The organism is Mesorhizobium sp. M0408 (assembly GCF_040321495.1).
Classification (GTDB): Bacteria; Pseudomonadota; Alphaproteobacteria; order Rhizobiales; family Rhizobiaceae; genus Mesorhizobium.
In genome coordinates this window covers 65,287-91,025 of the sequence record NZ_JAMYRO010000013.1, presented here as the reverse complement: position 1 = coordinate 91,025, position 25,739 = coordinate 65,287, and the positions used below count along the sequence as shown (strand labels likewise).

The 25,739-nt window shown below is 60.9% G+C and carries 21 protein-coding genes, 1 tRNA gene and 1 pseudogene; 13 read left to right on the top strand and 10 right to left on the bottom strand.

The window, feature by feature from the left end:
- The first annotated feature begins 102 nt into the window (after window positions 1-102).
- Window positions 103-1,491: a glutathione-disulfide reductase gene (gene gor / locus NKI67_RS17090; RefSeq protein WP_352646081.1), complete on the top strand. Its 1,389-nt coding sequence runs from the start codon at window positions 103-105 to the stop codon at window positions 1,489-1,491.
- A gap of 57 nt (window positions 1,492-1,548) precedes the next feature.
- Here the strand turns inward: gor and mgtE are convergent, their stop codons facing one another.
- Together mgtE and NKI67_RS17080 are read right to left on the bottom strand one after the other, a co-directional pair.
- The gene (gene mgtE, locus NKI67_RS17085; protein ID WP_352568632.1) at window positions 1,549-2,913 is read right to left on the bottom strand and encodes a magnesium transporter; all 1,365 of its coding nucleotides are present in this window, start codon (window positions 2,911-2,913) and stop codon (window positions 1,549-1,551) included.
- A 272-nt stretch (window positions 2,914-3,185) separates the two neighbouring features.
- Complete coding sequence (locus NKI67_RS17080) at window positions 3,186-5,075, bottom strand: ABC transporter ATP-binding protein/permease (protein WP_352456759.1); 1,890 nt, start codon at window positions 5,073-5,075, stop codon at window positions 3,186-3,188.
- 628 nt (window positions 5,076-5,703) lie between these two features.
- Between NKI67_RS17080 and NKI67_RS17075 the strand changes: the two genes are divergently transcribed.
- Complete coding sequence (locus tag NKI67_RS17075; protein WP_352456760.1) at window positions 5,704-6,138, top strand: hypothetical protein; 435 nt, start codon at window positions 5,704-5,706, stop codon at window positions 6,136-6,138.
- A 6-nt stretch (window positions 6,139-6,144) separates the two neighbouring features.
- Here the strand turns inward: NKI67_RS17075 and NKI67_RS17070 are convergent, their stop codons facing one another.
- Together NKI67_RS17070 and NKI67_RS17065 are read right to left on the bottom strand one after the other, a co-directional pair.
- Window positions 6,145-6,822, bottom strand: coding sequence for a DsbA family oxidoreductase (locus NKI67_RS17070; RefSeq protein ID WP_352646078.1), 678 nt, complete (start codon window positions 6,820-6,822; stop codon window positions 6,145-6,147).
- Between the two features lie 23 nt (window positions 6,823-6,845).
- Complete coding sequence (locus NKI67_RS17065; protein ID WP_352646076.1) at window positions 6,846-8,666, bottom strand: extracellular solute-binding protein; 1,821 nt, start codon at window positions 8,664-8,666, stop codon at window positions 6,846-6,848.
- A gap of 231 nt (window positions 8,667-8,897) precedes the next feature.
- Here NKI67_RS17065 and NKI67_RS17060 point away from each other — a divergent pair, with 231 nt between their 5' ends.
- Window positions 8,898-9,527 carry an invasion associated locus B family protein gene (locus NKI67_RS17060; protein ID WP_023675042.1) on the top strand — a complete coding sequence of 210 codons (630 nt, stop codon included), beginning with the start codon at window positions 8,898-8,900 and terminating at the stop codon, window positions 9,525-9,527.
- Between the two features lie 123 nt (window positions 9,528-9,650).
- Here NKI67_RS17060 and hspQ read toward each other — a convergent pair whose 3' ends face one another.
- Together hspQ and NKI67_RS17050 are read right to left on the bottom strand one after the other, a co-directional pair.
- Window positions 9,651-9,974, bottom strand: coding sequence for a heat shock protein HspQ (gene hspQ / locus NKI67_RS17055; RefSeq protein WP_023675043.1), 324 nt, complete (start codon window positions 9,972-9,974; stop codon window positions 9,651-9,653).
- Between the two features lie 221 nt (window positions 9,975-10,195).
- The gene (locus NKI67_RS17050) at window positions 10,196-11,404 is read right to left on the bottom strand and encodes a UbiH/UbiF family hydroxylase (protein WP_352646074.1); all 1,209 of its coding nucleotides are present in this window, start codon (window positions 11,402-11,404) and stop codon (window positions 10,196-10,198) included.
- Window positions 11,405-11,465: 61 nt separating this feature from the next.
- Between NKI67_RS17050 and NKI67_RS17045 the strand changes: the two are divergent.
- The 8 genes and pseudogenes from NKI67_RS17045 to NKI67_RS17010 all read left to right on the top strand — a co-directional run bounded on the left by NKI67_RS17045 (window position 11,466) and on the right by NKI67_RS17010 (window position 19,784).
- Window positions 11,466-12,405 (top strand): annotated as a pseudogene (locus NKI67_RS17045) (DUF2182 domain-containing protein).
- 13 nt (window positions 12,406-12,418) lie between these two features.
- Entirely contained in the window at window positions 12,419-13,033 is a 615-nt protein-coding gene (locus NKI67_RS17040; protein WP_352448912.1) for a DUF1326 domain-containing protein, read from the top strand.
- 35 nt (window positions 13,034-13,068) lie between these two features.
- The gene (pcsA, locus tag NKI67_RS17035; protein ID WP_502894454.1) at window positions 13,069-13,845 is read left to right on the top strand and encodes a phosphatidylcholine synthase; all 777 of its coding nucleotides are present in this window, start codon (window positions 13,069-13,071) and stop codon (window positions 13,843-13,845) included.
- Between the two features lie 18 nt (window positions 13,846-13,863).
- On the top strand, window positions 13,864-14,841 hold the full coding sequence (locus NKI67_RS17030) for a quinone oxidoreductase family protein (RefSeq protein ID WP_352456767.1): 978 nt from the start codon (window positions 13,864-13,866) through the stop codon (window positions 14,839-14,841).
- A 152-nt stretch (window positions 14,842-14,993) separates the two neighbouring features.
- The gene (locus NKI67_RS17025) at window positions 14,994-16,586 is read left to right on the top strand and encodes an ABC transporter ATP-binding protein (protein WP_502897430.1); all 1,593 of its coding nucleotides are present in this window, start codon (window positions 14,994-14,996) and stop codon (window positions 16,584-16,586) included.
- A complete protein-coding gene (locus tag NKI67_RS17020) occupies window positions 16,583-17,695 on the top strand; it encodes an ABC transporter permease (protein WP_352646068.1) in 1,113 nt (370 codons plus the stop codon). The genes NKI67_RS17025 and NKI67_RS17020 overlap by 4 nt, the downstream gene beginning before the upstream one ends.
- Window positions 17,695-18,669, top strand: a complete 975-nt coding sequence (locus NKI67_RS17015) for an ABC transporter permease (RefSeq protein ID WP_352448916.1) — start codon at window positions 17,695-17,697, stop codon at window positions 18,667-18,669. The genes NKI67_RS17020 and NKI67_RS17015 overlap by 1 nt, the downstream gene beginning before the upstream one ends.
- Before the next feature lie 47 nt (window positions 18,670-18,716).
- Window positions 18,717-19,784, top strand: coding sequence for a BMP family ABC transporter substrate-binding protein (locus tag NKI67_RS17010; RefSeq protein ID WP_352646066.1), 1,068 nt, complete (start codon window positions 18,717-18,719; stop codon window positions 19,782-19,784).
- 63 nt (window positions 19,785-19,847) lie between these two features.
- Here NKI67_RS17010 and rimO read toward each other — a convergent pair whose 3' ends face one another.
- The 4 genes from rimO to NKI67_RS16990 all read right to left on the bottom strand — a co-directional run bounded on the left by rimO (window position 19,848) and on the right by NKI67_RS16990 (window position 22,924).
- Window positions 19,848-21,161: a 30S ribosomal protein S12 methylthiotransferase RimO gene (rimO, locus tag NKI67_RS17005; RefSeq protein WP_352577862.1), complete on the bottom strand. Its 1,314-nt coding sequence runs from the start codon at window positions 21,159-21,161 to the stop codon at window positions 19,848-19,850.
- A 152-nt stretch (window positions 21,162-21,313) separates the two neighbouring features.
- Entirely contained in the window at window positions 21,314-21,973 is a 660-nt protein-coding gene (locus NKI67_RS17000; protein ID WP_023675054.1) for a TerC family protein, read from the bottom strand.
- A 171-nt stretch (window positions 21,974-22,144) separates the two neighbouring features.
- Complete coding sequence (locus tag NKI67_RS16995; protein WP_352456770.1) at window positions 22,145-22,552, bottom strand: DUF930 domain-containing protein; 408 nt, start codon at window positions 22,550-22,552, stop codon at window positions 22,145-22,147.
- A 282-nt stretch (window positions 22,553-22,834) separates the two neighbouring features.
- A tRNA-Ser gene (locus NKI67_RS16990) sits at window positions 22,835-22,924 on the bottom strand.
- Window positions 22,925-23,231: 307 nt separating this feature from the next.
- On the opposite strand from NKI67_RS16990, the gene NKI67_RS16985 reads away from it, so the two are divergent.
- Window positions 23,232-24,116 (top strand): GNAT family N-acetyltransferase, encoded by an 885-nt coding sequence (locus tag NKI67_RS16985; RefSeq protein WP_352593883.1) that lies wholly within the window; start codon window positions 23,232-23,234, stop codon window positions 24,114-24,116.
- 273 nt (window positions 24,117-24,389) lie between these two features.
- Window positions 24,390-25,613: a septal ring lytic transglycosylase RlpA family protein gene (locus NKI67_RS16980; RefSeq protein ID WP_352646064.1), complete on the top strand. Its 1,224-nt coding sequence runs from the start codon at window positions 24,390-24,392 to the stop codon at window positions 25,611-25,613.
- Window positions 25,614-25,739 lie beyond the last annotated feature (126 nt).

Here is a 25,739-nt window from a genome sequence, read left to right as displayed (position 1 = left end):
CCGCCTGACCGCCACTGGACCAAAAGCCCGGCAAATCCGGGCTTTTCTTTTGATAGTCGGCAGCCTACCTGTCTCCGGGTTTGAGGGGCAAGGAGTTCAGCCATGGCCGGTTACGACTACGATCTTTTCGTCATCGGCGGCGGCTCCGGCGGGGTGAGGGCGGCGCGCGTCGCGGCCGCACTCGGCAAGCGGGTCGGCATCGCCGAGGAATACCGCTATGGCGGCACATGCGTGATCCGTGGCTGCGTGCCGAAGAAGCTCTATGTCTACGCCTCGCAATTCCCCGAGCATTTCGCCGACGCCGCCGGTTATGGCTGGACGGTGCCTGAGGCGCGTTTCGACTGGCAGACGCTGGTCGCCAACAAGGACCGCGAAATCAGCCGGCTGGAGGCCATCTACAAGAAGAACGTGCAGGGCGCCGGCGGCGAGGTCTTTCATTCGCGCGCCACCCTGGTCGATCGGCATGTGGTGCATCTTCTTGGTGAGCATCGCACCGTTACCGCCGACCAGATCCTGATCGCTACCGGCGGGCGACCGGCGCCGCATCCGGCATTGCCCGGCCATGAGCACTGCATCTTTTCCAACGAGGCCTTCGACCTCAAGGAACTGCCGAAGGCAATCATGATCGAGGGCGGCGGCTATATCGCCGTCGAATTCGCCAACATCTTTCACGGCCTCGGCGTCGACACGACGCTGGTCTACCGCGGCAAGGAGATCCTCAGCCGTTTCGACATGGACCTCAGACGCATGCTGCACGAGACGATGGAAAAGAAGGGGATAAAAATCCTCTGCCACGCCGTGTCCGAGTGGGTCAGGAAGCGGCCTGACGACCGGCTCGACGCGCTTGTCACCGGCGGCACGGTGCTGACGGTCGACCAGGTCATGCTCGCCATCGGCCGCATTCCCAACACCGAGAACATGGGCCTGGAAGGCGTCGGCATCGAGATGACCAAAACCGGGGCAATCCACGTCGACGAATACTCCCGCACCAACATCGACAACATCTGGGCAATCGGTGACGTCACCCATCGCGTGCAATTGACGCCGGTGGCAATCCACGAGGCGATGTGCTTCGTCGAGACCGCCTTCAAGGACAAGCCGACGGCGCCCGACCATGACACGATCGCTACCGCAGTCTTTTCGCAGCCCGAGATCGGTACGGTCGGCCTGTCGGAGGATGAGGCGGCAAAGCGCTTTTCGGATGTCGAAATCTACCGCGCCACCTTCCGGCCGATGCGTCACACACTTTCCGGCCGCGACGAAAAGATGCTGATGAAGCTGGTCGTCGACGGCGCCTCGAAAAAGGTCCTCGGCGCCCACATCCTCGGGCCGGATGCCGGCGAAATGGCGCAGCTTCTCGGCATACCGCTGAAGGCCGGCCTGACCAAGGATGATTTCGATCGCACCATGGCGGTGCATCCGACCGCCGCGGAAGAACTCGTCACCATGTACAAGCCGACTTACCGGGTGAGAGATGGTGAGCGCGTCTGAGGCGACATCAACCCATCGCGGCAACGAAATTGCCGCGATGGAAGTGCGTGCGTTTTCTTACAGCAGCGTTCCGCGCAGGATCACCAGCGCCACAGAAAAATAGATCACCAGCCCGGTGACGTCGACCAGCGTGGCGACGAACGGGGCCGATGCGCTGGCCGGGTCGAAGCCCATGCGCTTCAGGGCGAACGGCAGCATCGATCCAGACAGCGAGCCGAAGGTGACGATGCCAACCAGCGTGGCGCCGATCGTCATTGCGATCAGCGGCCAGTGCGGGCCGTAGTCGTAGAAGCCGAGATACTGCCAGAGCGCGATGCGGCAGACGCCGACCACGCCAAGAATCGAGCCAAGCACCAGGCCGGTGGGCAGCTCGCGCAATGCCACCCGCCACCAGTCGCCAAGGCCGATCTCGCGCAGCGCCAGCGCCCGGATGACGAGCGAGGTCGCCTGCGAGCCGGAATTTCCGCCGGAGCTCATGATCAATGGAATAAATAGCGTCAGCACGATCGCCTTTTCCAGCTCGCCCTCGTAACTTTGCATCGCGTTTGCGGTCAGCATCTCGCTGACAAACAGCGCGCACAGCCAGCCGGCGCGTTTCTGGATCATCGCCAGAAAGCCCATCTTCATATAGGGCTCGTCGAGAGCCTCCATGCCGCCGAAACGATGCACATCCTCCGTCGTTTCCTCGATCATCGTGTCGATAATATCGTCGATGGTAACGATGCCGAGCAGTTTGCCGTTGTCCACGACCGGAACGGCGAGCAGATCATATTTCGAGATCAACTGAGCAACCTTTTCACTATCGGTCAGCGGTGAAACGGTGACAGGCGCACGATCCGGCGCAACCGCCATGATCAGCTGATCCGGCCCGCCAGCGATCAGTCGACGCAGGCTGGTCGAGCGCAACAGGACATGCGTTTGCGGATCGACGATGTAGATCGCGTAGACGGTTTCGCGCGTCCGCTCCACCTTGCGGATGTAATCCAGCGTGCGGGCCACGCTCCAGTCCGGCGGCACGCTGACATATTCGGTCGTCATGAGCGAGGCGGCGCTGCCTTCGGGATAGCCGAGAATGGCAAGCAGCGTCGCGCGCAGCGGTGGCGCCAGGCCACCAAGCAGTTCGGAACGAGCCGGCTCGTTCAGATCGCGCAGTATGTCGGCGGCGCGGTCGACCGACATGGCGGCAAGCAGTCTGCCTGCCTTGATGCGGGGCAGCGCCTCGACCAGTTCGGATGCGCCGTCGAGTTCAGGCTGGTCGAAGATCTCGACCAGCCGCCCGAACGGCACTTCGCAAAGCAGCTCCGATGCCGTCTCGCGGGGCTCCTGGTTCAAGGCCTCGACGATGTCGGCGACGTGTTCGTTGGCAAGTACGCGAGCGATGGCGATGGCATCGCCGCCCGCGACAGGGGAAAACTCGTTCATGGCTCACTCCTTGCCGTCCGGCAGGACGTGAGCCTGTCAGGTCACGTCAAGCGGACGGCGGTTGCGTTCGACTGTGACTGTCGCCAGGCATGGCGCGGTGACCTTTCTGCTCGCGGGTTCGAGTTGAGATTCTGCAAGCCGGCGCAACATAGGAGCGCGCCTTGCCGAGTCAATCGCGAGAGCGGGTTAAAGCGGCGGCAAACCGACTGGATCGCGAGACTGTGATCGGGCGACGTGGCAGGCTGGCTGGATGCCGGCAGTGGTGCCCGCGGCTATCTCTGCTTCAGCCGGCGGGGAAAGCGCAGCCATTTGTCCTCGGCCGGCCGCGTCGGCTGCGTGAGGATGGTGGTGAGCTCTACCGGCAAGCTCGGAACCAGCGGCTTCTTGGTGGCGACGCCGTCGGCGATCGCAACCACGCTGTGGTAGAATTCGGTGCCCGCGAGCGATCTCGGCGGCGTCGCCTCATGCATGATCGAGATCACAGTTGCATCAGGGCAATTGTCCTTGATCGCCTGGTGGAAGGCGATCCGTCCATCGGGGTCGAGCGCGCCGGTGGCTTCATCGAGGAACAGCAATCCCGGCTGCTGCAGCACGATACGGGCGACAACCAGCTTCTGTTTCTGCCCACCCGAGAGAACCTGATCCCAGATCTTTCCTTCACGACTCTCATCGGCCAAATGCTCGATGAAATCGCCGAGGCCGGCCTTGTGCAGGGCGGATGCGACCTGCAGGTCGGCGTAATCATGCTCGGAACCGGGCAGGCAGACCAGTTGCTTCAACGAGACCTGCTGCAGCTTCACCTCCTGGGCGGCGTAGAAACTCCTGACCCCTTCCGGGAAGACGATGGTACCGCGGCCATAAGGCCACAGCCCGTTGATCGCCTTAATCAGCGAGGTCTTGCCGCAGCCGGATTCGCCCTTGAGGAAAGTCCACTCGCCACGCCGGAAGCGCAAATTTGCAGCACTCAGGAAGGGCGTTGCGTCCTCGCCCTGATGCGCCAGTTCGAGCTTCTGGATGGTCAGGCCGAAAACCGGGTTTTGGCGGTCGTAGCGAAAATCGGAGCGGCCGGTCTGCTGATAAAATTCCTGCGGGTGCTGGACGTTTTCGATCGCCTGCGCCAATTCAATGACGCGCAAGCTGTTGGCGCGCAACGTGGCAAGACTTGGCATGACATGGATGAACCACGAACATTTGCTGATCAGCGCGTTGACCTGTTCGGAACCTGTTATGTAACCCTTGAGGTCGAGGCCGTTATGGATGAACGGCACAAGGCCAGGCCCGAAGGCGACAATTTTGGCACCGACAAAGTTATAGACCGATTCGAATCCCGAATAGATGGTGTTGACGATGTTGAACTTCGACCAAGTCCTATCGATGTCGAGATAGAGCCGGCTATGTATCGTCTTCTGCACGACTTCGCCTTGCGAGGCCGCGACATGAAAGCTGCGGCGCAATAACGTGATCAGTTCGCCCCGATAGCTGCCTTCAGCCTTCTGCATCCTGATGTTGAGCCACTCCAGCATTCCGCCGATTTTGACTGCGATCCAGGTGTTGAACGGCACGTAGAGAGCGACCGCCAGCAGAGCAAGCACGACACTCCCGTAGCTGCCGAGGAACTCGAGTCCTTTTACCTCCACAGAATTTGCCAACAAAGCTCCACCGACAAAGTAGAGCGAGGTAAAGACACTGAATACCCCCATGGCAAGCCCAATAGCGCCCCCTGTCATGTCCTTGATCGATTCCTGCACGCGCTGGTCGATGTTGTCGGGCGCTGCCGTGCCGGACGAGCCATGCTGGGCGTGGTAGTGTGAATGGTTGGGGTCGAGTAGCGCCGCATTGAAGCGGCTATCTAGCCAGCCGCGCCATTTGCGATGCAATGTCGCCGATACAAACTTGCATGTACTGGTAATGCCCATGTCCTTGAGCACGACCAGCAGCACGAGCAGGCCGGCATTGGTCAGCAACGTTTTGAGCGGCGTGGTATTCGCGGCGTCGTGAAAAAAAGCGATTGAGGTATATAGTTCAGCCGCCGCCACGGTAAACCAGACGTCGGCTTTGCTGGAGAGCCCTGTCAGCAAGCCTATTACCAAGGTGAGCGTCCAGGCTTCGACCCACTTGTCCGAGAACCAGTAGGCCCGCATCAGTCCCCAGAAGCTGCGCATCGACGATACGGGCGTCAGGGGCGACTGCCTTGCGGCACCGCGGAGCCATTTTTCCGATATTGAATGTCGCGTTGGTCTATCGACCCGAATCACTATCCCGCCCAAACGATTTTTCTTTTGTTACGGACAGTAACACCAATTGATCATTTTCCATTAGCTTTTCACCAGTCGCAGGTGGCTTAGCTCGCCGGCCGTTGCAGTGGAGCAACAGAATGAATGATCATGGCGCTATGCCGTCATGCTTCGAGGGGCGGAATACCCACGCAATTTCAATTAGTTACTTGCCTGTGCCGGAGCAAGTAGAGACCTTCCCCAAGGGAAGGTCTTCACACAGCTTTGTGAACATAGAAGCGCCGTCCAGCGGTCGATCTTCACAGCCTGAATCGCCTTCACGGCCAGTCCGGCCTCGTCGGCGGCCAGAAAGTGACCGCATGATTCGTGGTTGAAGCCGCCTTGTCAGGACGCCGTAGTCGGCCAAGCAATGACTTTGCCGACACAGTCCAGGGTGAAGATCAATATCAATTGGCCCGTGCCTTTTTAAGAGCGCGCACAAACCGCGTTTGACAAACACGCGCTTCGGATCGAACCTGCCGGACGCATCCAGGTTTGACCCGGGGGGAAGTTTGCCATGCTTGCACGGACATTGTTTGTGGCGATGCTCGTGATGTTTGCCTGGCTGCCGCAAACATATGCCGGCAGCCAGACCGTTCCCGCAAACGCCGAGGGACAGATCGAGTTCAACACGCCGTCCGGCAATATTGGCTGCATCTACACGCCGAACGGCGGCACCAGCACCTACGAGCCGCAGGATGGCGGACCGGAGTTGAGCTGTTCGCGCGTCGAGCCCAGCTACGTCACCGTCATCCTCGGCCCGAAAGGCCAGGCGACGCTGATCAAGAATCCGGGCGAGCAAGGCTGCTGCGGCGACGTCGCCAACCTGGCGTACGGCGCCAGCTGGAGTAAGGGCCCGTTTTCCTGCCAGTCATCCACCAAGGGATTGACCTGCACCGGCAAGCATGGCCATGGCTTTTTCGTCAGCAAGGCCAAGGTGACGGTGAAATAGTCCGACTCAGTTCGCCGTTTCCAGTTCGCCGCGTGCCTTGGCCGCGGCGACCTGGCGGAGTGCATCGGCGAGCGTATCGGCGTCCTGGGCGCCCATCACCGCATATTTGCCTTCAAGCAGAAAGCACGGCACACCCGATATGCCCATGCGCGAAGCGGTGGCGATTTCGGTGCGCACCGCCTCTACATCGGCGTCGGTCGGCAGAAGCGTTTCGACCACGGACGCATCCATGCCGGCCTCGCGGGCGGCTTCGATCAGCACGGCATGATCGCCGAGATTGGCGCCTTCCTCGAAATTCAGCTGGAACAGCCGACGCACCAGCCGGTTCTGAATGGCCTCGCCGGCCGTCCCGGCCCAGCGAATGAGACGGTGCGCATCCAGCGTATTGGGCGCGACCTTGATGGCGTCGAAGGTGAAGGAGATGCCTTCAGCCTCGCCCAGCGGTTCGATCCGGGCATGGATTTCGCGGATGCGTTGCTCGCTGCCGAATTTCGCCACCATATAGTCGCGGCGGTTCTTGCCTTCGGGCGGGATTGTTGGGTCGAGTTGGAAGGGCCGCCAGCGTATGTGAACGTCGATATCGACGGCGGCAATCGCCTTGTCGAGCCGTTTCTGGCCGATAAAGCACCAGGGGCACACGACGTCGGAGACCACATCGACGGTAATCGAGTTCTCGTCGTTCATCTTGATCTCCTGTTGTGAAGAGGTCACTTCGGTTTGCGCCACCAGGTCGGCAACTGATAACCGTATATGGGCGTCTTTTGCCGATGTTCCAGATAGTTCCAATAAGCGAGCCATTGCTGGTTGTTGTGCTGCGTCGGCACCATGTAGTTGCCGGAGATCAGCAGCCGGTCGAGAACGCGGACGGCGGCGACGGAGTCCTCCTTCGAACGAGCTCTCAGCATCGCCTCGATCGCCGCATCCACCGCCGGATCGGCGACGCCGGCGAGGTTGAACGATCCTTCGGCCTTGGCGGCAGCGGATCCCCAGCGCCCGGTTTGCTCGATACCGGGCGACAGCGAGTTGTTGAAACCGGTCGAGCCGACCAGGACCTCGAAATCGAAACGCTGCTTGCGCGACTGGATCTGATCACCGTCGAGGCTGCGGATGCCGACATCGATGCCGAGCTTCTCAAGGGTGCGCTGATAGATAGCGGCAAGTCGCTCTTCGTCTTGCGAGGCGGTCAGGATCTCGAAACCGAACGGCTTTCCCTCGGGATCGAGCATCGCGCCGTCCTGCACCGTATAGCCCGCGCTCTTCAGCAGCTCGAATGCCGCCTTCAGCACCTTGCGGTCCTGGCCGGAGCCGTCGGTAACGGGCGGCCTGTAGGTGCCGTCCATGACATCTGCGGGCACGCGGCCGGGGTAGGGGGCCAGCAGGGCCTTTTCCTTTTCGCTGGCCGGGTGGCCGAGCGCGGACAGCTCGGAATTCTGCCAAAAGCTCATCGTGCGCGTGTATTTGCCGCCGAACAGATTCTTGTTGGCCCATTCGAAATCGTAGAGCATGCCGAGCGCGCGCCGCACGACCGGATTGGAAAATTTCGGCAGCCGCGTGTTGAACAGGAAACCGTTGACCACCGGCGGAATGCCGGTATCGAAAGTTTCGGCGATGATTTCGCCCCTGTGGAAAGCAGGAAAGTCGAGATCGCGCTCGCGTTTGACCGGGTCGCTGTCGTCGTCGATGGCGCAGATGCCTTTCTTGAACGCTTCCTGCTTGGCGTTGGCGTTGAGGAAATATTCGATGGTGATCTGGTCGTAATTGTCGAAGCCGCGCTTGGACGGCACGTCCTTGCCCCAATAGTCCGGATTGCGCTTGAACACGATGCGCTGACCGGGCACGACTTGCGCCACCGTGTAAGGCCCGCTGCCGATCACCGGCTTTAGCGTCGTCCTGTCGAAGGTGTCCTTGTTGAAGGCGTGTTTCGGGATGATCGGCGTCAGCGCAATGATCAAAGGAAATTCGCGGTCGGCCTTGTCGTTGAAGGTGAAGCGCACACTGCGGTCGCCGGTCTTTTCGAGCTTGGCAATCGCTTTCATTCGCTGGCTGTAAGGTGGGCGGCCCTTCTCGGTGAAGACGTCATAGGTAAACAACACGTCTTCCGGCGTCACCGGCTCGCCGTCCGACCATTTGGCGTTGGGATCGAGGTGGAATTCGATGCTCTTGCGCTCGGGATCCATGTCGGCGGTATCGGCGAGCAGGCCGTAGAGACTGAAGGCCTCGTCGTAGTTGCGCTGCATCAACGGCTCGAAGACAAGATTACCAAAGGCTTGATCCATCATGCCGCGCGCGGTGGTGCGCAGGCTTCTCAGGATGAACGGATTGAGATTGTCGAAGCTGCAGACGACGCAATAGGTAATGCTGCCGCCTTTCGGCGCGTCGGGATTCACATAGTTGAAATGCTTGTAGTCGGATGGCAGCGCCGGCTCGCCCTGCATGGCAAGCGCGTGCTTCGGTTCCGACAGGCCCGGCTGCAGGGAAAGGCCGACAAACAACATTGTGGCGATCAGCCAAACGACAACGCGGCCCATGACTGTCTCCTTCCCGATTCGATGCGCAGCATACATGAGCCGGTCGTGCACCGGCCAACCCCTTGAGCCTATCCCTCGGCCAAGATTCGCGAGACCCGGGCTGGATTCGGCACCGCTTGCAGTGTAACACGCCGTCCGAAGTCATTCTGTTGCCTCATTTCGGCAACAGGTAGCTGGACCACACGGCATGAAAAAAGCCGGTTCCGGGATCATTTGAGAGGAATGCACGACATGACGAGCCTGAACAGCAACGCGTACCGCCTGTCGGTCATGGCCGCTGGCGTAGTCGGCATTCTGGGCGCCGGGATTCCCGCTGCTTCCGCGCAGCAGCAACAGCAGATTCCGCAAGGCTGGTTCAAGGCCTGCACCAAGCAGGAAGACGTCGACATCTGCAATGTCCAGAACATCACCACCGCCGGCAACGGCCAGCTCATCACTGGCGTCAGCCTGATCGAATTGAAGGGCAAGGTGAACCGCAAGGTGTTCCAGGTGACGGTTCCGACCGGCCGTCTCGTTCCTCCCGGCATCGGCCTCCAGATCGACGGCGGCAAGGCGCAGAAGCTCGACTATGTGATCTGTTTTCCGGATCGCTGCGTGGCGGAAGTGCCGCTGACCGATCAGCTCGTCGCGTCCTTCAAGAAAGGTTCGAACCTGACGCTGACCTCGGTCAATTTCCAGAACCAGCCGAACCCGATCAAGATCGCGCTGACCGGCTTCAGCGGCGCCTTCGACGGCCCGCCGCTGCAGCAGTCGGACATCGAGGACCGACAGAAGAAGCTCCAGGAGTTCGTCGCCAAGAACAATCAGGATTTTGCCAAGAAGCTCAAGGAAGAGCAGGAAAAGGCCAAGGCCGCCAACTAATCGACGGGTTTTCGAACAAAACAAAAAGCGGGGGCTCATACCCCGCTTTTTTCGTTTGGACCGGCCGTTTGTCGGGTCCAGCATGTCTCAAGCCTGTCCCAGTCCAGCCAGATCCCGACTAAGTCAATGTCTCAATTGGTGCTTCGGCTCGTAGCGCCCGTCCGGCTTCTTGTCGAACATTTCACCAATCTGCGGATGCCGGACCGGTTCGCCCGACCGGTCCTCGAGTAAATTCTGCTCGGACACATAGGCGATGTATTCCGTTTCGGAATTCTCGGCGAGCAGATGATAGAAAGGCTGGTCCTTGCGCGGCCGCACGTCAGCGGGGATCGCCTCGTACCATTCGTCAGTATTGGCGAATTGCGGATCGACGTCGAAAATGACGCCGCGGAACGGAAACAGCCGGTGCCGAACCACCTGTCCGATCGAGAATTTGGCTGTCTTCATCGCACTCACCACTTGAACTTCTTGAACGCCACGCATCCTGGAACACGCAAGGAACGCTCCAGGACTTTAGATTCTTACGCATCGGTCCGGCAAAGATTGGCCCAGACCTTAAGGTCGACATCGTCATTATTTGGCGCAGACGCGGCGTCAATTCAATCCCGATCCCCTTGATGCCGGGTTGAGCATCGCGAGATGCGGATCAAGGGCGGTGGCCAAGATCGCTATCGCTCAGCCGGTTTTCGCAATCGGCCAAAAAACGCCGCAAAACCGCTGCCGGGTCGAAGACCCTCGCGCATGAAAAACGCCCGCAACGGCGCAAACCCCTCAAGCGCGCCCAGGCCAGCGCTGCGCGCCAGCTGGGCCGGCAGCATGTCGGAAAGCAGCGACATGTTGAGCAGGTTGACCGCGCTGCTGCGCGCCAGAATGTCCGGCCGCCGCTTGAAATCATAGGCTGCAAGCGCCTTGGCGGCGCCCGGGTCCGAGCGGTTTCTGCTTGCGGCACCAATCAGGTCGTCGATGTCCCTGATGCCGAGATTGAGGCCTTGCGCGCCGATTGGGGGAAACACGTGGGCGGCTTCGCCGACTAGGGCTACGCGGCGCTGCGCAAACCGCCACGGGCTCACCGCTGAAAGGGGGTAGACCTGCCGGCCGGGCTCAACCGACACGCGGCCCAACATCGATTGCATTCGCTGTTCGACCCGCGTCGAAAGCTCGGCGTCGTCGAGTGCTGCAAGGTCCTTGGCGATATCGGGTTCGAGCACCCAGACAAGGCTGGACCGGTTGCCGGGCAGGGGAACCTGTGTGAACGGACCGGTCTCGGTGTGGAATTCGGTCGAGGTGAAGGCATGGTCGCTGCGGTGACCGAAATTGAGCACCAACGCCGCCTGCGGATAGGATCGGATCGAGGTCCGGATGCCGGCTGCCTCGCGGGCCGGCGACTGACGGCCATCGGCGGCAACTGCCAACGATGCCTCAACCTCGCTGCCGTCGGCGAGAACGGCATGGGCATGGTCGGCATCGAGGCGCCATGCCTCCACCATCGACTTTCGCCATTCGATGCCCGAATGCGCGACAGCCTCGGCTAGCGTGCGGTTGAGAACGCTGTTGGGCAAGTTCAGCCCGAATTGCTCTTCGTTGATCTCGCTGGCGCGAAAGGTCACTGTCGGGCTGCGGATCAGCCGGTTGGTTGCGTCAACGATACGCATCACCTTGAGCGGCGCTGCGTGCGGCCTGATTCCGTCGAAGATCCCTAGCCGTTCGAACATCTTCAGGGCAGGGTTCATCAAGGCTGTCGTCCGGCCGTCGGGGCCGGTTGCATCGGGGCCGACGAGCGTCACGGGAAAGCCCGCCTCGGCAAAGCCAAGCGCCGCGATCAGCCCCGCAGGGCCGCTGCCGGCGACCAGTATCCGTGCTGTTTCCCGATGGATCAAATTCGGCTTCCGGATTGCGAGGTGAGGCCCGTCCGACCTGCTGGTCCATATAGGTCAGGTGATGCGGCTTGATCAACGCGGCGATTCGGCCCATTCGGTTGCCATGACCGGCCAACAAGACGATTTCAGCCACCTCGACGGCACCGGCCGCGCGATGGCGAGCGTTGCGCGCAGCCCTCGACTGACGGTGAGCGTCGTTGCCGGCATGGGCATCGCCCTTGCCTGGCTCCTTCTCGGCGCAATGGCAGTTCGTGGTGCGGTAAGCCGGCTCCCGGGCACCGATGCACCCGGCGACACGATGCTGGGGAACCTGCCGCAGCTGCCGCTGCCGGATTTCCTTGCGCGTTTCTTCGCCCTTTGCCTTGCGCCGGCGCCGCTTCGCGCAAGCGTAGGGGCGCAAGGCGGGGCACTCACCGCGATGTGGCTGTTGATGGCCATCGCGACCATGCTGCCCTCCGCGGCGCCGATGATCCGCACCTATTGCGAGATCGCAGATACCGCCAGGATCAAGGGGGAACCCGTTGCCCATCCGTTGATCCTTGTCGCTGGATATTTGAGCGTCTGGCTTGCCGCCTCGGCAATATTCGCTGCCCTGACGCTCGCAGTCCATGCATTCGTGTCATCCGGGCAGATGCTCGATCCGCTGCTTGGAATTGCCGGAGCGGCCGCGCTGTCGATCGCTGGCCTCTACCAGTTCAGCTGGCTGAAGAAAGCCTGTCTGGAGAAGTGCAGAAATCCGTTCTCGGTCCTGTTCGCCAACTGGAGCGCCAGGCCCATTCGCATTTTCCGGCTCGGTATGGAGCAGGGCCTGTGGTGCCTTGGATGCTGCTGGGCGCTGATGCTGGTAATGTTTTGCCGTCGGTGTGATGAACGTGTTCTGGATGGCGCTGATCGGCTTGTTCAGCCTGGTCGAAAAACAGACGGCAGGCAATCTGCCGACGCGGTTGGGCGGTGCGATACTGCTTGTCTGGGCAGCCGCGCTACTAGTAGTCTCGGCATGAGGGGGAGAATTCGATGACAGATCAAAACTGGGCAATGAAGGGAGAGCTCATCCTTTCCTGCAATTGCACGGTTTTTTGCCCTTGCGTTCTGTCGCTCGGCAATCATCCGCCTACGGAAGGCTATTGCCAAACCTGGGCGGGGTTCCGGATCGATGCCGGCCATTTCGGCGAGGTCGACCTGTCCGGTCTCAATCTTGGGCTGGTCATGGAAATCCCCGGTTATATGAGCCGCGGCAACTGGACGGCGGGCCTGTTCATCGACAAGCGCGCCTCGGTTTACGCTGTGAAGGGACTGACGAAGATATTCACCGGCAAGGCCGGTGGAACCACATCGCTGCTCTCCATCCTGGTCGGACAGTTCCTCGGCGCCGAGCAGGTGCCGATCACCTACGAGACGCGTGCGAAAACACGCATCTTTCAGATACCGAAGATCATCGATGGTGCGGTGACGCCAATCACCGGCAAGGATCGCGACAAGGATGCGATCATCAGCAATTCGGAATACTGGATTGCGCCGGAAATCATCGTCGCCAAATCCGACAAGAGCAAAATGCGGGCCTTTGGCCGCAACTGGAACTTTGCTGGCCGTTCGGCCGAAATCTGCAAGCTGGACTGGCGGGGCCCGTGAGCAAGAAGACGACGGCCAGGAAAATCGCCGACCGGATTCCGCGGCCGAAGAAGAAAGTCACATGGCCTCAGGCGCGGGCGTTCTCGGTCCATCTCTTGACCGCGTCGGGCTCATTCCTGGCGTTTCTGTCGCTAGTGGCAGCAAGCGAGCAGCGCTGGACGGCGATGTTCTGGTGGCTGGGGCTGGCGCTTTTCGTCGACGGCATCGACGGGCCGATCGCCAGGAAGCTCGATGTCAAGGAAATCCTGCCGACTTGGTCGGGCGAACTGCTCGACAACATCATCGACTACGTGACCTACGTGTTGATTCCGGCCTTCGCGCTCTATCAGCGCGGCTTCATGGGCGAGCGCCTGTCGTTCCTGTCGGCGGCGATCATCGTGGTGTCGAGCGCAATCTACTATGCCGATACCGGCATGAAGACGAAGGAGAATTTCTTCAAGGGCTTTCCGGTCGTCTGGAACATGGTGGTGTTCACGCTGTTCGTCATCGAGCCCGGACAATGGGTTTCTTTCGCGGTGGTCGTGGTGGCCGCCATTCTCACCTTCGTGCCGATCAATTTCATCCATCCGGTGCGGGTGAAGCGGCTGCGGCCAATCAATCTCGGCATGACGCTGCTTTGGTGCGCTTTCGGCGCGCTGGCGCTGGCGCAGGCCGCACTTGCCTCCTTCTACGACCAGATCGGCGTGCTGGGCGAGCAGGTCAGCGATTTCATCAAGTTCGGGATTACGTTCACCGGGCTTTACCTCGCCTGCATCGGCGCTATCATGCAGTTCTTCCCAAATCTCGGCGCCAAGTCGGATAAGAAAGCCTGATCCCAAGAGAGCCAGAAAATGTCCAAAGCGATCCGCATCCATGCCCATGGCGGCCCGGAGGTCCTGACCTATGAGGATGCCGATCCCGGGCAGCCGGGCTCGGGACAGATCCTGGTCAAGCATACCGCGATCGGTCTCAATTTCATCGACGTCTATTATCGCTCTGGCCTTTATCCGCCGCAGGGCGGATTTCCGCTGATCCCTGGCGGCGAGGCGGCCGGCGTGGTCTTGGATGTCGGCTCGGATGTCGACTGGCTCAAACCCGGCGATCGCATCGCCTACGCCGTGACGACCGGCGCCTATGCCGGGCAGCGCGTGATCGCCGCCGACCGCGTGGTGAAGGTGCCGGACGGCATCAGCGACGAACAGGCCGCAGCCATGATGCTAAAGGGCATGACCGCCGAATATCTGTTGCGCCGTACATTCAAGGTGAAAGCCGGCGACACGATCCTGTTTCATGCGGCGGCCGGCGGTGTCGGGCTGATCCTCGGCCAATGGGCCAAGCATCTCGGCGCGACAGTGATCGGCACGGCGAGTTCCACCGACAAGATCGAGCTCGCCAAGGCGCATGGCTTCGACCACGTGATCAACTATCGCGAACAGGATTTCGTGGCCGGCGTTGCCGCTATCACCGGTGGCAAGAAATGCGACGTTGTCTACGATTCAGTCGGCAACGACACATTTCCAGCCTCGCTCGATTGCCTGCGGCCGCTCGGCACTTTCGTCAGCTTCGGTCAATCGTCTGGGCCGATCCCGCCCTTCAGCATCTCGTTGCTGGCGCAGAAGGGCTCGCTGTTCGCAACGCGGCCGACGCTGTTCGTCTATAATGCCAGGCGCGAAGACCTCGAGGTTTCCGCCGCCGCCTTGTTCGACGTGGTGCTCAGCGGCGCCGTCAAGATCAAGATAAACCAGCGTTACGCGCTCAGCGAGGCCGGCAAGGCGCATTCCGATCTCGAAGGGCGCAGGACCACCGGGACAACAATACTTATCCCTTAGGCGCCCGCCGTTTCGGGCCGCCGACGCCGCCGTTCTTGCGAACTGCTCTTTACCGCTTGAGTTTCCGCTGAAATTCTTGAAGCTCTTTCAAGTCGTGAGGCGCTTACCGTAGAGAGCAGCCCCCGCATACGATGCTTGCGGGAACACAGAACATGTCTGGCAAACCAGATGGAGGCACCGTGAGTGCAGATCAGGACGGCGCAAACCTGCTTGAGGTTCGCGGCCTCACAAAGATATTCGGCACGTTGACGGCGTGCGACCATGTCGATCTCAACATTGCCAAGGGTGAGATCCACGCGTTGCTTGGCGAGAACGGCGCCGGCAAGTCGACCCTGGTGAAAATGCTGTTTGGATCGCTGGAACCGAATTCCGGCGAGATTTTCTGGAATGGCCAGGCGGTCAGAATCACCAGCCCCGGCACCGCAAAAAAGCTCGGCATCGGCATGGTTTTCCAGCATTTTTCCCTGTTCGAAGCGCTGACGGCGGCGGAGAACATCGCGCTGTCGCTGGATGACGGCTCGCCGATCAGCACGATCGCGGCCAAGGCGAGGGCGCTCTCCTACAGTTACGGCCTGCCTCTCGATCCGCTATCGCTGGTCGGTGATCTGTCGGTCGGCGAGCGTCAGCGCATCGAAATCATCCGCTGCCTGCTGCAGACGCCGCAACTTATCATCCTCGACGAACCAACTTCGGTGCTGACGCCGCAGGAGGCCGATAAGTTGTTCGAGACGCTCGAACGGCTGCGTTCGGAAGGAAAGTCCATCCTCTACATTTCGCACCGGCTGGAAGAGGTCAAACGGATCTGCGACCGCGCCACCGTGCTGCGTCACGGCAAGGTGGTCGGCCATTGCAATCCGCGCCAGGAAACCGCGTCTTCGTTGGCGCGGATGATGGTCGGCAACGAGGTGCAGGCCGTGGTGCGGGCGCCGGCCGAGGGTATCGAGACCGCGCCGACGCTGCTTCAAATCCGCGAACTCACCCGCAGGCCGGCGACCCCGTTCTCGATCCCGCTCAGGAACATCAATCTCGAGGTCCGCGCCGGCGAGGTGATCGGCATTGCCGGTGTGGCCGGCAACGGCCAGGGCGAATTCTTCGAATCCGTTTCCGGCGAGGTGCTGCAGCAGGATGCCGGCTCGGTCCGCATCCGCGGCAAGGATGCCGGCGGCCTCACCATCACCGGCAGGCGTCTGATGGGCGCTGCCTTCGTCCCGGAAGAGCGGCTCGGCCATGGCGCAGCACCGCGCATGAAGCTTTCGGAGAACCTGCTTCTGTCGCGCCACGCCACCGATGGCAAGATGTTTGTCGGCGCCGGTGGAATGGTCAAGGGCGATGCGATCCATACCGCTGCCCAGCGCATCATAAAGGCAATGGACGTGCGCAAGAGCGCGCCGGATCCGGAGGCTGCGGCTCTTTCGGGCGGCAATCTGCAGAAATTCATCGTTGGCCGCGAACTCGACCGCCGGCCGAGCGTCTTGGTGGTCAATCAGCCGACCTGGGGGGTCGACGCGGGTGCGGCGGCCCACATCCGCCAGGCGCTGATCGAACTGGCGCGCAGCGGCTCGGCGGTGCTGGTGATCAGCCAGGACCTCGACGAGCTGTTCGAGATTTCCGATGCGATCACGGTCATGCACAATGGCGAACTGTCGAAGCCGCTGCCGATAGCTGAAGCGACATTCGAGAAAATCGGGCTGCTGATGGGCGGCGCCGAACCCGGTCATGCCGAACATACGCTGGAGACGGCTTGATGCGCCTCGAACTTGTAAAACGCCCGCAGCGCTCGATGCTGTTTTCGGCACTCTCGCCTTTCATCGCTTTCGTTTTGACGATCATTGCCGGTGCCATCATGTTCGCGCTGCTCGGCGTCAACCCGTTAACCGCGTTCCGCATCTACTTCATCGAACCGATCAGCCAGGTCTGGCAGCTGCATGAGCTGGCAATCAAGGCCGCCCCCCTGATCCTGATCGCGGTCGGACTGTCGGTCTGCTACAAGGCCAACATCTGGAACATCGGCGCCGAAGGCCAGTTCATCCTGGGCGGCATTGTCGGCTCGATCATCCCCGTGCTGTTTCCGCATTTCGAAGGCCCATTGGTGCTGCCGCTGATGCTTCTGCTCGGCATGGTCGGTGGGGCCGCCTATGCTGCAATCCCGGCACTGCTGAAGACGCGCTTCAACACCAACGAGATCCTGACCAGCCTGATGCTGGTCTATGTCGCCCAGCTCTTCCTCGATTGGCTCGTACGCGGGCCGTGGCGCGATCCGCAGGGCCACGGTTTCCCGCAGACCATCCAGTTCAACGAGTCGGCCATACTGCCTGAACTCCTCCCTGAATCCGGCCGGGCAAACTGGGGATTTGTCTTCGCGTTGATCGCGGCGATCCTGATCTGGATCCTGATGAGCCGTATGCTGAAAGGCTTCGAGGTCCGCGTGCTCGGCTCAAGCCCGAGGGCAGGGCGCTTCGCCGGGTTTGGCCTTAACCGCATGGTCTTCTTTGCCTTCCTGCTGTCGGGCGCACTGGCCGGACTTGCAGGGATTTCGGAGGTCTCGGGAGCCATCGGACAATTGCAGCCGGTGATCTCGCCCGGCTACGGATTTACCGCTATCATCGTGGCATTTCTCGGCCGGCTCAATCCGCTCGGCATCGTCGCCGCAGGCCTTGTGCTGGCGCTGACCTATCTGGGCGGCGAGGCAGTGCAAAGCGCGCTCGGCATCTCCGACAAGGTGGCGCGCGTGTTCCAGGGCATGCTTTTGTTCTTCGTGCTCGGCTGCGACACGCTCATCCATTACCGCATTCGCCTGACCGGCTTTTCCGCGCCGAAGCTCGAGGCAGCGCCGAAGTTGGAGGAAGCCCGCTGATGGACATCACCGTCAACATCCTCTTGACCATCGCGACGGCGGCGACGCCGCTGCTGATCGCGGCGATCGGCGAACTGGTGGTCGAACGTTCGGGTGTGCTCAATCTCGGCGTCGAAGGAATGATGATCATGGGTGCCGTCGGCGGTTTCGGCGCCGGCTATCTCACCGGCTCGCCTTGGATAGGGCTGTTGGCGGCAATCACCATGGGGGCAGTGTTCTCGCTGCTGTTCGCCGTCATGACGCTGTCGCTGGCCACCAATCAGGTGGCCACCGGCCTGTCGCTGACACTGCTCGGCCTCGGCCTTTCCGGCATGATGGGAACGAATTTTGTCGGCCAGCCCGGCGAAAGGCTGCCAAACCTCGATATTCCCGGCCTGACCGCAATCCCGGTCGTTGGCAGGCTGCTGTTCGGCCAGGATCCAATCTTCTACATCTCGATCGCGCTGACCGCCGCCGTCATGTGGTTCCTGTTCAAGACCCGCACCGGGCTCACGCTGCGCTCGATCGGCGACAGCCATGCATCCGCCCATGCGCTTGGCATCCACGTCATCCGCTACCGCTATCTCTCAGTGATTTTCGGCGGCGCTTGTGCCGGCCTCGCCGGCGGTCACCTATCGCTGGTCTACACACCGCAATGGGTGGAGAACATGACCGCCGGCCGCGGCTGGATCGCGCTGGCTCTGGTCGTCTTCGCCTCCTGGCGGCCATGGCGGGTGCTGGCCGGCGCCTATATTTTCGGCGCGATCTGGGTTGGCCAGCTTCACGTCCAAGCCATAAATCTGCAGGACTTCGTCGACGCGCCCTGGTTGCTCTACAAGTTAATTGCGTTCTTAAAATCGTTTCCCTCGCAACTGCTTTCTTCGCTGCCCTATCTGGCAACCGTCGTGGTTCTCGTTCTAATCTCGCGCAACAAGCGTTTGACGATGATGAACACGCCGGCCTCCTTGGGCCAGCCATTCGTTCCGGATCGTTGACAACAAAAAGACGGAAGCTCCAAGGCTTAACTCAGAGAGGTAACACAATGAAAAAACTGCTTATTGCCCTGATGGCGACGACGGCCGCATTGTCGCTGGCGGCATCAGCCGAGGCGGCGGACAAGCTGAAGGCGTGCTGGGTCTACACCGGCCCGATCGGCGATTTCGGCTACTCCTACCAGCACGACCAAGGCCGCCTCGAGGTGGAAAAGGCACTCGGCGACAAGGTCGAGACCGCCTATCTCGAAAACGTCTCCGAAGGCCCCGATGCCGACCGCGCCTTCGAGCGCCTGGCGCGCGAGGGATGCAAGATCATTTTCGGCACGTCCTTCGGCTTCATGGACCCGGAAGTGAAGATCGCCAAGAAATTCCCCAAGGTGATGTTCGAGCACGCCACCGGCTACAAGACGGCCGAAAATCTCGGCATCTACAATGCGCGTTTCTACGAAGGCCGCTACGTGCTTGGCCAGATCGCCGCCAAGCAATCGAAGTCGGGCGTCGCCGGCTACATCGTTTCCTTCCCGATCCCGGAAGTGGTGATGGGCATAAATTCCTTTATGCTCGGCGCACAGTCGATCAACCCGAACTTCAAGGCGAAGATCGTGTGGGTGAACTCCTGGTTCGATCCGGGCAAGGAGGCCGATGCTGCCAAGGCATTGTTCGACCAGGGCGCCGATATCATCGTCCAGCACACCGACTCGACCGCTGCCTTGCAGGTGGCGGAGGAGCGCAAGCTGCACGGCTTCGGGCAGTCCTCCGACATGATCAAGTTCGCGCCGCACGCGCAGCTGACCTCGCTGACCGACGAGTGGGGTCCCTACTACATCAGCCGCGTCCAGGCGGCGCTCGACGGCACCTGGAAGCCCGACAATGTCTGGCTCGGCATTAAGGACGGCGCCGTCAAGCTGGCGCCGTTCACCAACATGCCCGACGACGTCAAGGCGATGGCCGAAGCCACCACCAAGAAGATCGCCGACGGCTGGAACCCCTTCACCGGGCCGATCGCCAAGCAGGACGGCACACCTTGGCTGAAGGCGGGCGAGGTCGCCGACGACGCCACGTTGCTCGGCATGAATTTCTACGTGAAGGGCGTCGACGACAAGCTGCCGCAGTAGGTGGTCGGAAACATATCGAACGAAAGGGCGCCACGCGGCGCCCTTTTCATTTTGGACGGAATATCAGACTGCTGAGCCGTAAAGGTCGTAAGCGTCGGCGCGCTCGATCTTGACCGTGACGATTTCGCCGGCGCGCAGTGGCCGCCGCGACTGGATATGGACCGAACCGTCGATTTCGGGCGCGTCGTATTTGGTCCGGCCCTTGGCCGAATTGCCATGCGCCTCGTCGATCAGGACCGGCAGGCGCTTGCCAATTTTCTTGGTTAGCTGCGTTGCCGAAATCTTCTGCTGGCGCTGCATGAAGCGGTGCCAGCGGGCTTCCTTGATCTCCTGCGGCACTTGCTCGAGGCCGAGCTCGTTGGAGCGGGCGCCTCTGACCGGCTCGTATTTGAAACAGCCGGCGCGGTCGATCTTGGCCTCGTCCAGCCAGTCGAGCAGCATCTCGAAATCGTCATCCGTCTCGCCGGGGAAGCCGACGATGAAGGTGGAGCGGATGGCAAGGTCCGGGCAGATGTCGCGCCAGCCGCGAATACGCTCGAGCGTCTTTTCGCCATGAGCGGGCCGGCGCATGTTCTTCAGCACCTGCGGCGAGGCGTGCTGGAACGGAATGTCGAGATAGGGAACGATCTTGCCTTCGGCCATCAGTGGGATGACGTCTGCGACATGCGGGTAGGGATAGACATAGTGCATGCGCACCCAGACACCGAGCTTGCCCAGTTCTTCCGATAGATCGAGGAATTTCGCCCGCACTTCGCGATCGCCGAACATGCTGGTCTGGTATTTGATATCGATGCCGTAGGCGCTGGTATCCTGCGAGATGACGAGGATCTCCTTGACCCCGGCCTTGGCCAGCTTCTCGGCTTCGCGCAACACGTCGGCCGCCGGCCGCGATACGAGGTCGCCACGCAGCGCCGGGATGATGCAGAAGGTGCAGCGGTTGTTGCAGCCTTCCGAAATCTTGAGATACGCATAGTGGCGCGGCGTGAGCTTGACCCCTTGCGGCGGCAAAAGGTCGATGTGGGGATCATGGCTCGGGGGGGCAGCCTCATGCACCGCCGCCATCACGCTTTCATAAGCTTGTGGTCCGGTGATGGCGAGGACGTTCGGATGTCTTTCACGGATGACGTCCGGCTCGGCGCCGAGGCAGCCGGTGACGATAACTTTGCCATTCTCCGAAAGTGCGGAGCCGATGGCGTTGAGCGATTCGTCGCGAGCCGAATCGAGGAAGCCACAGGTGTTGACGACGACCAGGTCGGCGCCGTCGTGCTTGCGGGCGATCTCGTAGCCTTCGGCGCGCAGGCGGGTGATAATGCGCTCCGAATCCACAAGGGCTTTCGGGCATCCAAGGCTGACGAAACTGACTCGAGGGGCGGACATCTAAGCTTTTCCGGATTTTCAGGATTGGCGGCGCAGTATCACACTTGTCGCGGCATTGGTATGGGCAGCGGCTGCGGCGAAACGCAACCGCCAGCGTCGCCGAAGGCTCGCCGAAGCTGAAAGGCCGACCGATGAGAATTCGAGTCGGCGTGTCAGCTCACCGCACTGCTGACATGCGGCAAGACTTCCACCGCGCCCCGGTAGATCATATCGAGTGCGACATAGAAGATGATCAAAAGGCCGATATAGGCGATCCAGCGATGGCGGTGCAGCAGCTTGGCGATGAAGCTCGCGGCAAGGCCCATCAGCGCGATCGACAGGACGAGGCCTATCACCAGCACCTGGAAGTGATCGCGCGCCGCGCCGGCGACCGCCAGTACGTTGTCGAGCGACATCGACACGTCGGCGATGACGATCTGCAATGCCGCCTGACCCAAGGTCTTCTTGCGCGCCTTGCCGGCCACCATATCATCGCTGTTGATATCGGAATTGGACAGCGCTTCGGTCGCCTCCACCTCGTCGGCATACGACGTGCGCAGCTCGCGATACATCTTCCAGCACACCCACAGCAGCAAGATGCCGCCGGCCAGCAGCAGGCCGACAATCTGTAACAGGGTGACGGTGATCGCAGCAAAACCGATACGCAGCACCGTCGCCGCCACCACGCCGATGAGAATCGCTCTCTTGCGCTGCTCGACCGGCAAGCCCGCCGCGGCCAAGCCGATGACGATGGCGTTATCGCCTGCAAGCACGAGGTCGATGGCGATGACCTGGAGCAGGGCAGAGAAGCCCGCGGCAGTGAAAATTTCCATCGACTGGAAGTCCCTTGCTGGTTGGCCGACCGTTCGCGTCGAATGCCTGGAGGGCCTAACGTGTATGGTTCCCGCGCGTCAAGGGACTGGTTGGAACAAGGCCGGCAATATACAGAGTTTGCGACGATCGGCCCGAAACACCGGCAAAATGCGGCCACAGGTCGCGAATGCCTAGTTATAGAGATTGTATTTGGGCCAGTCGCTTTCCGGAATTTCATCACCGATCCGATAGCGGAGCTGCAGGACTTCCATATGGTCCGGCGCTGTTTCGCATTTGAATTTCAGCCGGTACCACTGTCCCTTGCTGCGAAACGCAGCACCCGGGCTCTTGATCGCATCGGCGCCCATTTCGGGCGTCGCAAAAGCGTAGGCGACGACACGATCGGCTTTGTATTTGTGGTCGTCGCGGGTAATCCGGTCGAGAATTTCGGCGTCGCATCGCTGCTCCAGCCGGGTTTGCGGATCGAGTTTCAGCAGGCCGGCGCGCAATGCGCTGTCCATTGCGCTGGCCGGCCAAGCCACTATCGTCCATGCGAGGACCGCAGAAAATAGTTTATTCATGGGCGGGAGAAGCACCATATTCGGGCGGAGAAATCAACCCGACGAAGCGCGGCTGCGCGGCGGGTGACAGTCTTCGCTTTGTGGCAGGTTGTTGATTACGCAATAGTATCACCGGTACTTTGGTATCGTTGCCACGATCAGCACCTGTCGCATTTCAGCGACGCGAGAGGTGGTGCGCTGCATGGGGCAGAGCGGCGGTTCTCCCCGAAGCGGACCGGCCTGTTAGACCCAGGCAGTCGAGAATCCGACGAGCGGAAAACTCGACGTCATGCCTGCAGGATTGAAGAAATTGGCCGGATATGGCGGAGGGAGTGGGATTCGAACCCACGGTGGGCTTGCACCCACGCCGGTTTTCAAGACCGGTGCCTTAAACCGCTCGGCCATCCCTCCAAGGTGATTTTTCAATCACTTAGGATATCGCGAGAGGAGCGGGTTCGAGCTGTCGGTACCGGATTGGCACCAGGACGTTCCCCGACCGGTTCGCGCTCCATTCCTGTAAAGCCGCATTCAACGCCAAGTCAACCGTGGCGGCCGCACCTTTCGGCGCGATCCAGGACGGTGAGCAGCGTCATGGCGAGCTGTGTTTGTGCTGAGTGTGGAAAATCGTTTTTAAAACCCGCACGGACTATTAATCGTTGAGCGCTGATATGTGGAGCGCATTAGGCACATGTAAGTAAATCGTATTCTGGAGTTGATTTTGGCCGTACTTGGCGCTCTCCCGCCCGGTCTTCGCTGTAGACCAATCCGCGAAACCGACTGGGAGGGAGTGGTTGATTGCCTGTGCAGGGGCTTTCCGGCGCGTAACCGGAGTTACTGGATACACGCTCTGACCCGTTTGTCGCAGCGTCCTGCGGTTGCCGAGTTCCCACGATATGGCTTTGTTTTGGAGCATGCCGGTCGGATCGTCGGCGTTGTGCTCACCCTTTATGCTCGCTACCAGGGGCCAGAGGGCGACGAAATCCGCTGCAATCTTTCAAGCTGGTCAGTCGATGCAGAATTCCGTCCTTATGGCGCCATGTTGGTTGTGGCGGTTCTCAAGCGGAAGGACGTGACCTACACGAACATTTCGCCGGCACAAGCGACATTGAAAGCCAACCGGGCGCTAGGCTTTCGGCTCTTCTCCAGCGGACAATTTACCTTCTTGCCGGCTTTAAGTTTGACGCAGCGGTCATGTCGCGTAGTCGAAGTGCGTCCCGATCTCCCGGAATTGGCGATGCTGCCCGAGAGTGAGAGGTACATACTCTCGGAACACGCCGCGCTGGGCTGCCTGTCGTTGATCTGCATTTGCGACGGAGCAGCGTTCCCCCTGGTATTGATGCCGCGCCGAATGTTGCACGGTGTTATCCAGTGCCATCAGGTCATCTATTGCCGCTCGCTTGCGGATTTGAGCCGCTGCGCCGGTGCGATGGGGCGCTTTCTCTTGCGAAGCGGAATCCTGGTTTGCTTTGTCGACGCCAAGGAGCCGATTCCAGGTTTGGTGGGATGGTACCGGCCCAACAAGGGGCTGAAATACTTCAAAGGTCCCAGACCACCCGCACCTGGAGATCTGACGTTCACCGAACTTGTGATATTCGGTCCCTGAATCTGCGCTCGCAGACACGCCAAGCCAGGGGCAAAGTGCGCCACGAACGGCGTTTCTGATCGATAAGCGATGATTTTCATGCCGATCAGCGAGGCGGTCCGTGCCACAATCTCGCCCGGTTCCGACCACAATCGGTTAATACGGTGATAAATAATTCCTGCGCACAAAAAGGATTGGGGTAGGGCGTCGCCGGCGTTTCTGGAGTGGGTGCTTTGGCATCGCTGACGTTCATGCTGCGGTGCCTTCGTCGATGCTATAGGGGATAATCAAAATATGCAGACCACGGCGCGCCCGCGTCTTCGTCGCGCTTCCGCTTTCGCGCTGTTTGCCTTGTCGGCAGCCTTTCTTGCAGCATGTGCCGGGCCGCAGCAAAAGGCGATGGTCAACAAGAAACCTCGCTCCAAGGAATATTTTTCCGAAGCCGAATACGGCGTGAAAGCCAGCCCGCGCGTCATGTTCAAGACGTCTCGCGGACGCGACCAGCTCGGCAAGCCCTATCAGGTGCGCGGCAAGTGGTATTATCCGAAGGAAGACAAACGTTACGCCAAGGTTGGCCTCGCATCCTGGTACGGTGAGGCCTTCCACGGCCGGTTGACCGCCAACGGCGAAGTCTACGACATGGCAGATCTGACGGCGGCGCATCCGACCATGCCGCTGCCGAGCTATGCGCGGGTCACCAACATGAAGACCGGCAGCTCGGTGATCGTGCGCGTCAACGACCGCGGACCCTATCATGATGGACGCATCATCGATGTGTCGAAGCGCGCTGCTGAAATGCTCGATTATGCCAACATCGGTACGGCCGAGGTGAAGGTCGAATATGTCGGCCGTGCGCCGCTCGAAGGCAATGACGGGCAGTATCTTGTGGCTTCGTATCGTCCAGGCAACAGGGCGCCGGATCCGTCGGACGGCCTGCCCAGCGGTGTCATGGTCGCGATGAATGGGCCGTCGCCAAGCCTGCCGATGAGCGCTGCTGCCGTGCCGTTCCCCGGTCAGCTGACGAATTCCGGGCAGGGATCCGATGCAGGGCCTGTCATGGCAGTGCAAGCATCTGCTTTGGGAGACATTGTACTGCCCGATTTCGGCCCGATCGTGCCGGAGCGCCCGGAGATCAACCTGCCGGCGCAATCGCCGTTCACCGTGGCGTCGCTGTCTTACGCGGACGAGCGCGTGCAACGCGCCTCCAACGCGTTTGCCGAGCTGGATGGCGCCGGCATGTCGCCCGCCGAAATTCTTCAATCGTGGAAGCGGCAAGCTCCTCCAACCGGGTCGCCCACGGACTATGTCGCGGCGGGTTCGTTCGAGAATGCCGCCGAAGCGGAGCGTGTGGCGGCCCAGCTTTCCAGCTTCGGCAAGACCGAGATCCAGCGCTCGGAACTTGAAGGCAAGGACTGGTACTCGGTCAACCTCTTTGCCGACGGTCGTGGCAGCCTGGACGAGATGCTGCAGGCAGCGTGGTCGCATGGTGCGCCGGATGCGCTTGCTGTACGCAACTGAGCTCGGGGCTGCCTGGTTTTTTCGCGCGCGATTGATCCGCCAGGCAAAAGCCTGATAGCTTCTGCCAACTTGCAAAAGCGCCGGCTCACTGGTCGAACCTGATGAAATCCTTTCACCCTTTCACCG

Bases quoted from the DNA above. Each gene is read 5' to 3' on its own strand.
- NKI67_RS17000 (WP_023675054.1), bottom strand. From the start codon at position 21,973: ATGGAAATTTTCACTGCCGCGGGCTTCTCTGCCCTGCTCCAGGTCATC.
- NKI67_RS17030 (WP_352456767.1), top strand. From the start codon at position 13,864: ATGTCCAAAGCGATCCGCATCCATGCCCATGGCGGCCCGGAGGTCCTG.
- mgtE (WP_352568632.1), bottom strand. From the start codon at position 2,913: ATGAACGAGTTTTCCCCTGTCGCGGGCGGCGATGCCATCGCCATCGCT.
- gor (WP_352646081.1), top strand. From the start codon at position 103: ATGGCCGGTTACGACTACGATCTTTTCGTCATCGGCGGCGGCTCCGGC.
- hspQ (WP_023675043.1), bottom strand. From the start codon at position 9,974: ATGAAGACAGCCAAATTCTCGATCGGACAGGTGGTTCGGCACCGGCTG.
- NKI67_RS16995 (WP_352456770.1), bottom strand. From the start codon at position 22,552: ATGGTGCTTCTCCCGCCCATGAATAAACTATTTTCTGCGGTCCTCGCA.
- NKI67_RS17080 (WP_352456759.1), bottom strand. From the start codon at position 5,075: ATGCGCAGCTTCTGGGGACTGATGCGGGCCTACTGGTTCTCGGACAAG.
- NKI67_RS17075 (WP_352456760.1), top strand. From the start codon at position 5,704: ATGCTTGCACGGACATTGTTTGTGGCGATGCTCGTGATGTTTGCCTGG.
- NKI67_RS17040 (WP_352448912.1), top strand. From the start codon at position 12,419: ATGACAGATCAAAACTGGGCAATGAAGGGAGAGCTCATCCTTTCCTGC.
- NKI67_RS17070 (WP_352646078.1), bottom strand. From the start codon at position 6,822: ATGAACGACGAGAACTCGATTACCGTCGATGTGGTCTCCGACGTCGTG.
- NKI67_RS17060 (WP_023675042.1), top strand. From the start codon at position 8,898: ATGACGAGCCTGAACAGCAACGCGTACCGCCTGTCGGTCATGGCCGCT.
- NKI67_RS17025 (WP_502897430.1), top strand. From the start codon at position 14,994: ATGTCTGGCAAACCAGATGGAGGCACCGTGAGTGCAGATCAGGACGGC.
- NKI67_RS17065 (WP_352646076.1), bottom strand. From the start codon at position 8,666: ATGGGCCGCGTTGTCGTTTGGCTGATCGCCACAATGTTGTTTGTCGGC.
- NKI67_RS17010 (WP_352646066.1), top strand. From the start codon at position 18,717: ATGAAAAAACTGCTTATTGCCCTGATGGCGACGACGGCCGCATTGTCG.
- NKI67_RS16980 (WP_352646064.1), top strand. From the start codon at position 24,390: ATGCAGACCACGGCGCGCCCGCGTCTTCGTCGCGCTTCCGCTTTCGCG.
- NKI67_RS17015 (WP_352448916.1), top strand. From the start codon at position 17,695: ATGGACATCACCGTCAACATCCTCTTGACCATCGCGACGGCGGCGACG.
- rimO (WP_352577862.1), bottom strand. From the start codon at position 21,161: ATGTCCGCCCCTCGAGTCAGTTTCGTCAGCCTTGGATGCCCGAAAGCC.